Origin of the sequence: Streptomyces spiralis (genome assembly GCF_014654675.1) — a bacterium.
Taxonomy (GTDB): Bacteria; Actinomycetota; Actinomycetes; order Streptomycetales; family Streptomycetaceae; genus Streptomyces; species Streptomyces spiralis.
The window spans coordinates 1-6,454 of record NZ_BNBC01000105.1 but is presented as its reverse complement, the minus strand read 5'-3'; the positions used below and the strand labels follow the sequence as shown (position 1 = coordinate 6,454).

Annotated in this window: 5 protein-coding genes; 4 read left to right on the top strand and 1 reads right to left on the bottom strand. The window is 69.2% G+C overall.

Features of this window, described 5'->3' with window-relative positions; genetic code table 11:
- The first annotated feature begins 221 nt into the window (after positions 1-221).
- The 3 genes from IE318_RS43865 to IE318_RS43855 all read left to right on the top strand — a co-directional run bounded on the left by IE318_RS43865 (position 222) and on the right by IE318_RS43855 (position 3,419).
- On the top strand, positions 222-1,028 hold the full coding sequence (locus tag IE318_RS43865) for a helix-turn-helix transcriptional regulator (RefSeq protein WP_189908414.1): 807 nt from the start codon (positions 222-224) through the stop codon (positions 1,026-1,028).
- 545 nt (positions 1,029-1,573) lie between these two features.
- Positions 1,574-2,455 (top strand): helix-turn-helix transcriptional regulator, encoded by an 882-nt coding sequence (locus tag IE318_RS43860; protein ID WP_189908413.1) that lies wholly within the window; start codon positions 1,574-1,576, stop codon positions 2,453-2,455.
- A gap of 214 nt (positions 2,456-2,669) precedes the next feature.
- Positions 2,670-3,419 carry an SDR family oxidoreductase gene (locus IE318_RS43855; protein ID WP_189908412.1) on the top strand — a complete coding sequence of 250 codons (750 nt, stop codon included), beginning with the start codon at positions 2,670-2,672 and terminating at the stop codon, positions 3,417-3,419.
- A gap of 798 nt (positions 3,420-4,217) precedes the next feature.
- On the opposite strand, the gene IE318_RS43850 is transcribed toward IE318_RS43855, so the two are convergent.
- Entirely contained in the window at positions 4,218-5,099 is an 882-nt protein-coding gene (locus IE318_RS43850; RefSeq protein ID WP_189908411.1) for an SDR family oxidoreductase, read from the bottom strand.
- A gap of 88 nt (positions 5,100-5,187) precedes the next feature.
- On the opposite strand from IE318_RS43850, the gene IE318_RS43845 reads away from it, so the two are divergent.
- Positions 5,188-5,766: a TetR/AcrR family transcriptional regulator gene (locus IE318_RS43845; RefSeq protein ID WP_189908410.1), complete on the top strand. Its 579-nt coding sequence runs from the start codon at positions 5,188-5,190 to the stop codon at positions 5,764-5,766.
- Positions 5,767-6,454: the final 688 nt, after the last annotated feature.

Below are 6,454 nucleotides of genomic sequence, written 5' to 3'. Positions count from 1 at the left end.
GCCACCCGGTCACCCCGTTCGAGGGCGTGCTCGGCCAGGGCACGGCCCAGGCCGCTGGAGCAGCCGGTGATCAGCCAGACAGACGTTTCATTCGCTTCGTTCGACATGCCTCCATGGCACCAGCACTCCGGATGACGTGCCACACCCCCTTGAGGGTGGCCCTCCCAGGGACACCTTCGCATGCGGCACCCCTACACCCGGAAACGGTAGGGTCAGCCTCGATGACACATGATGACAATCAGCTCGGTTCGTTCCTGCGCAGCCGTCGGGAAAGGGTCGACGCGGCCTCCGCCGGTGTCGTCGACAACACGCGACGACGGGTCAAGGGGCTGCGTCGCGAGGAGCTGGCGCTGCTCGCCGGGCTCAGCCCCTCTTACTACACCCGCCTCGAGCAGGGGCGTGACCGGCGCCCCTCCCGCGAGATCCTCGAAGCCCTGGCCCGTGTCCTGCGCCTGGACGACACCGAGCGGGCCTATCTGTGGTCCCTGGCCATGCCGTCGTTGGCCCCGGCCGACAGCGACGCCCTCGCTGTCTCCACTGTGCGGCCCGGGGTGCTGCACCTGCTGGAACGCTGGACCGACCTGCCCGCGTTCGTCGTCGCCCCGAACCGCGATGTTCTGGCCGGCACCGCGCTCGCTGCCCGAGTCAACCCGGCATGGAGCCCGGGGCACAACCTGATCGAGTTCACCTTCCTCGACCCACGCGCCCAGGAGACCTATCCCGACTGGAACGAGATCGCCCTGCAGGCCGTCGCGGGTCTGCGTGCCACCGTGGCAACCCGCCGAACAGAACTCGACGGCTTCGTTGCGGGCATGCGCAAGCGCAGTGAGACATTCCGCGCCCTGTGGGACTCTCACGACGTGTACGAACGCATGACGGGTGACAAGCGCATCACTGTCGACGGCCTCGGTATCCTGCGCCTCAGTTTCGAGAGCTTCGCGCTCACCGGGCCCGAGGGCCACGTCCTGTATGTCTACTTCCCGCACCCCGGCAGCACAGACGACGAAGCACTGCGCGGCCTCGCCTGAGACGGCCGGATGGCGCTGCGAAGACCACCTTGGTGATACGTCCGCCCGCACGACCGGCGCCTTGGCCAACTGGTGGGCGCCGCCGCGCGATGCGGTCGCGTTCGCCCGTGCTGCGGCGGCTGCCTGGGCGGGCAGGCCGTGGCGCAGCTGCGTGCGGAAGCCGGGCCGCATCGCGATCAGTCCGGCCACCGACAGAACTCGTCCCCGCGACGCAAGCGTCCAGTGTCCGGCATCACGGAACTCTTCCTCGGGCGCCCCGCCTGCGGACCGACGGCGGCAAGCCACGCAAGGGCCCCGCATGACCACCCCGCACATAGCGGGCCGCGTCGCGCTGATGAAGTCCGCGCATTCGTCGCTGACCCCGGCGCACATCGAGTGGGCGATCGATCAAGGCAGTGTCTGCCGCCGAGAGGCCGTCCGCCGCCCCATGACGGTCACCGAGGGTCGCGTGGTGACGCGCGCAGAGGGCTTCGCATCCAGGGCAGGAGCGTCCCACCCACCCTCGGGGCTCGTATCGGGCGCGGTTCCTGCATAGCCTCGTACGCATGAACACCGACGCGGGGAACCGGCTCGGGCAGTTCCTGCGGGCTCGCCGCGAGCTGCTCCGGCCCGAGGAAATCGGCATGCCGGCCGACGGCCGGCGCCGTGTGACGGGCCTGCGCCGGGAGGAGGTCGCACGGCTCGCCGGCGTGAGCACCGACTACTACGGACGGCTGGAACAAGGGCGCGAGCGTCACCCGTCGCTCCAGGTGGTCGACGCGCTGGCCCGGGCACTCGAGTTGGAGGAAGACGCGGCAAAGCACCTCCGCCGACTCGCACTCCCGCGCCCCGGGAAGCGGCACCGGGCCGCTCATGACGAGCACGTCAGCTCACCACTGCTGAACATGATGGCTGCCTGGCCGCAGACACCTGCCGTGGTGCTGGACCGCTGTCTGCGGGTGCTCGCGGCCAACGCCCTCGGCAAGGCACTGTTCGACGGACACACCTACCGCGATGACCTGCTGCGGCTGGTGTTCCTCGACTTGGACGCACCTGAGTTCTACCCGAACTGGGACCGCGTGGCGGCGAACACCGTCGGAGGCCTGCGCGCTGCTGTCGGGACCGACTACGACGATCCCCACCTCATCGAGACGGTCGACGAACTGTCCTTCAAAAGTGAGTCCTTCCGCCGTCTGTGGGCCCGCCACGACATCCGACAGAAGACGCAGGAGACCAAACGCCTTCGCCACCCTGTGGTCGGAGAACTGATGCTGCACTACGAGTCGTTCACTGTGAACAGCGCTCCCGGACAGCAGCTCGTCGTCTATCAGGCCGACCCGGGCAGTCCGTCCGAAGAGGCCCTGAGCCTGCTCGGCAGCTTCACCGCCGACAGTGCCGTCGCCGAAACGACCCAAAAGCGCTCAACTGCGACGCGGGGGCCTGTGTAGCCCGAACGCTGTCTGACCGGCACTCGTTGAATTCGTGTCTCCGTTCACGTCAGGCGCCGACGCGACCATGCCGCCGCCCCGCGAGCGCCCCCTACCGCGCTGACTGCGACTGCCGTCGCCCCCATCGGCTTGCCGCGGCGCCCTCGGTGCGGCCTCCGAAGTCAGGCACGAGCACACGCTCGGCGCAGACCTTCCACCACCCAGGAGAAAAACCGTGACCACGCCCCACCCTGAGACCACCCCCTCCAAGATCGTCCTGATCACCGGCGCGAGCAGCGGTATCGGCCGGGCCACCGCACTCCAGCTCGCTCGCGAAGGCCACCAGGTCGTCCTGGGCGCCCGCCGCGGGGACCGCCTCACCGAGGTCGCGCGCGAGATCGAGACCGGCGGGGGTACGGCGGACGTGCGCGTTGTCGATGTGACCGACCGCGCAGACGTCGCCGCCTTCGTGGATGCCGCCGCGGAACGCCATGGCCGGATCGACGTGATCGTCAACAACGCCGGTGTGATGCCGTTGTCCCGGCTCGATGCGCTGCTGACCGAAGAATGGGACCGGATGATCGACGTCAACGTGCGCGGCCTGCTGTACGGGATCGCCGCCGCGCTGCCGCACTTCAAGCGGCAGGGAGGCGGTCACTTCGTCACCGTCGCCTCGATCGGCGCCCACCAGGTATCGCCGACAGCTGCGGTCTATTGCGCCACGAAGTACGCCGCCTGGGCCATCACCGAGGGCCTGCGCCAGGAAGTCGACCCGAGCATCCGCGTCACGACCGTGTCCCCCGGTGTGGTGGAGTCCGAGCTCGCCGATTCCATCAGCGATCTGGGCGCTCGGGAGGCGATGCGGACGTACCGAGCGAACTCGATCCCGGCGGACACCATCGCCGGCGCCATCTCCTACGCGATCGGACAGCCGGAGTCCGTGGACGTCAACGAACTCATCATTCGCCCGACCAGACAGCGCTGATGCCTGTCCGGCGGATCACGTCGCAGGGAACGTACGGTGGCTGATCGACCCAGGTGAGTGGGGGCTGGTGCGTCCAGGTGCAAGGCGGAGGAGGGAGTCCACGCGGAGCGTCGGCGACCGACGACAACGCCGCTGGGGGTCCCCCACGCCCTTGAGGCAGTGGGGGAGGGCTGCCGGCCCCCGCGTCTGCGGCATGATCCGCCGGACAGACCCTTGCAGGACTCCTGACCGCCTGAGACCGGTAGGCGTCCCGGCGTTTCGGGTAGCTCGGCCAGCAGCCGTCAGTCGGGCAGGATGCTCTCCCATCAGCCCTGTTCGGCTGACGCATCGCACGGATCGGCCGCTCGACGGCCTTGCCCGCGGGCGGACCCGCGTGGACCGTCATCATGTCCGTGAGCTGGTGGTCGGCACAAACGGGAGAGCTGCACCGCCCCTTTCGTACTGCTCCTGCCATGCGGCCCGGGCCGGCCGGAAATCCCGCCTACGGTTGTGGACGGTGACACCGTGGCGGTGATTCTTCCCCCACGACTGCACACCGTCATTCGGTGGTGAACTCATCGAGGGTCTGCCTGAGTTCGGATCTCTGCCTCAGCCGAGTACCCTGCGCCCCCGGCGGGAGGGGCAGGCCCCGCCCCTTCATCGCATCAGTAACGCTGGCCGCAGCGCACGCGGCCACGAGCGGCTGCCCCAGCCCTCCGAAGCGCACCCGAACCGGGCGCCCATCACCATGATCACCCGGCGCCCGACTCGCAAGAAGCCGCGCACGAGCCAGTGGACGCGGAAGACGACGGGAGTGCGTCAGGGCTGGATGTTTTCCAGGTCCTCGAGGAGGCTGGAGTGGGTCGGCCGCCACCCGAGGGCATCGCGGGTGTGGGCGCTGGACGCCGGCTGGTCCATGGCGAAGATCGGGCCGAACGGGCCGAAGTTCTCCTGTGGAATCTCCTCGACCGGCAGGCCCAGTCGCCGGCCGATGACTGTGGCCACGTCCCGCACCGCGTCGCCCTCGTCGGCAACGGCGTGCCAGGACGTTCCGGCCGGTGCCGACTCAAGGACCAGACGGAACAGGACCGCTGCGTCGAGCGCGTGCACGGCCGGCCAGCGCTGGGTGCCGTCGCCCGGGTAGCCGGCCACTCCGGTGCGGCGCGCCGCATCGACCAACAGGCCGGCGAATCCGCCCTGGCCCTCGTTGTGGACCGTGCGCGGCATGCGGACAGCCATACTGCGCAGACCGCGCGAGGCGAGATCCAGCAGCGTTGTGACAGAACGGCCTCGACCGCCCACCGGGCCGTCGGTCGGCAGCGGGTCGGCCTCGGTGGAGGCGCGGCCCGGCACCCACGGTGTGCCCGAGACCATGACGATCGGGCGGTCGCTGCCGATGAGTTCCTGCCCCAGCGCGGCGAGAGCGGCGCTCTCCTCGGTGATGGCCTGCGCGAGCGCTTCGGGACTGCTGTAGTCGCGTCCGAACGCCAGACTGATCACACCGTCGCACTGCGCGGCGCCGGACCGCAGGACGTCGAGGTCCGCCAGATCTCCTCGCAGCACCTTGGCACCAGCGCTCTCAAGAGCCTGCGCGGAGCCGTCCGAGCGAGCCAGTGCGAGAACGGTGTGGCCGTTGCCGAGCAGTTCGGCGACGACGGCGGAGCCGATGGTGCCGGTACCGCCGGTGACGAAGACGTGCATGTGTTCTCCCTCAAAGTGATGGGACCATTGTCCCATCACTGAGCCTACACGGTGACGGGACAACGGTCCCATCACCTATCCTGGCTTCATGGCTAGATGGCAACCGGGGGCGACCCAGCGACTCGTAGTGGCGGCCGTCGACCTGTTCACCGAGCAGGGGTACGACGCCACCACGGTGACGCAGATCGCCGAGCGCGCCGGCGTCACCAAGAGCACCTTCTTCCGCCACTTCTCCGACAAGCGCGAGCTACTGGTCGCCGGCCAGGAGACGCTCAGCAGGCTGCTCGCCGACGGCATCGCCGAGGCGCCTGCGAGCGCCAGCCCGCTTCAGGCGGTGGCGGCCGGTCTCGAGCGCGCATCGCGCGCCATGGGCCCGGCGAACCGCGAACTCGGCCCCCGCCTCGAAGCAGCTGTGGCAGCCAGCACCGAACTTCAGGAGCGCGACGCCCTCAAGAGCGTCGGTCTCGCGGCCACCATGACAGCCGCGCTCAACGCCCGCGGTGTCCCCGACCCGACTGCGCATCTCGCGGGCGAGCTGGGAGTCCTCGCATTCAAGCGGGGCTACGCCCGGTGGTGCGAAAGTGATCGTGATGACGCTGAAGGGCTCGCGCCCCATGCACTGGCAGCCTTGGAAGAGCTACGCGCGGCAACTGCGTCGTTGGGCTGATCGATGCCACCTGGCTGTTCGCCGGCTGAGCCCTGTCGGCGCTGTGAATGCTGTGCCCTGTGCCGCGTCACATGGCTTGACCTGTCCGCAACAGGTTCGACAACAGGCACCGGGGGCTTGACGTTTGGCGTCGCCTGGCATCCGGCTTGCCGATCTGTGGTGCTTCTCGGGACAGCGGAGGTGGCCGTTGTCCAGGCTTTGAGATGTCGAGTCACGAAGCACGAGAGAACGGCCGCTCCGGCCTCGACTGCGTGTGCTGAAAGGGACCGTGCAGCTGTATACGATGGCGGCGCTTCTTCGATATGCGGCAGTCGGCGCAGTCGGGCATTCACAGCTGACCGGTGGGTCAGTTCTCCGCCTTCGTCCTCAGAATGTGATGCGAGTCCTCGGCGCTGCGGCGAGTGCCGCCTGCAGGCGGGGGCGTTGACCTCGACCGGCACGGCGGACCGGGGCTCCACGGTGCGGACATGGACGTCGTCGTGTTCCTGCCCCACACGATGCGGCGCTCGGGGTGAACCTGTTTGCCGGCCGAGGTGATGTCCTGCAGGCCGTGCACCGACGAGCGGAACACGGAACCTGCGCGCAGCGGGTGGGGCGACGGCCGTGAGTGCGGCGGCTACGGCACGAGGACGACCTTGCCGCTGACCGTGCCGGACTCGGCCAGGCGCATGGCCTCGGCAACTTGGGC

What these genes read in the sequence shown, in the direction of transcription:
- IE318_RS43845 (WP_189908410.1), top strand. Translation starts at nt 5,188, where the DNA reads ATGGCTAGATGGCAACCGGGGGCGACCCAGCGACTCGTAGTGGCGGCC.
- IE318_RS43850 (WP_189908411.1), bottom strand. Translation starts at nt 5,099, where the DNA reads ATGCACGTCTTCGTCACCGGCGGTACCGGCACCATCGGCTCCGCCGTC.
- IE318_RS43865 (WP_189908414.1), top strand. Translation starts at nt 222, where the DNA reads ATGACACATGATGACAATCAGCTCGGTTCGTTCCTGCGCAGCCGTCGG.
- IE318_RS43860 (WP_189908413.1), top strand. Translation starts at nt 1,574, where the DNA reads ATGAACACCGACGCGGGGAACCGGCTCGGGCAGTTCCTGCGGGCTCGC.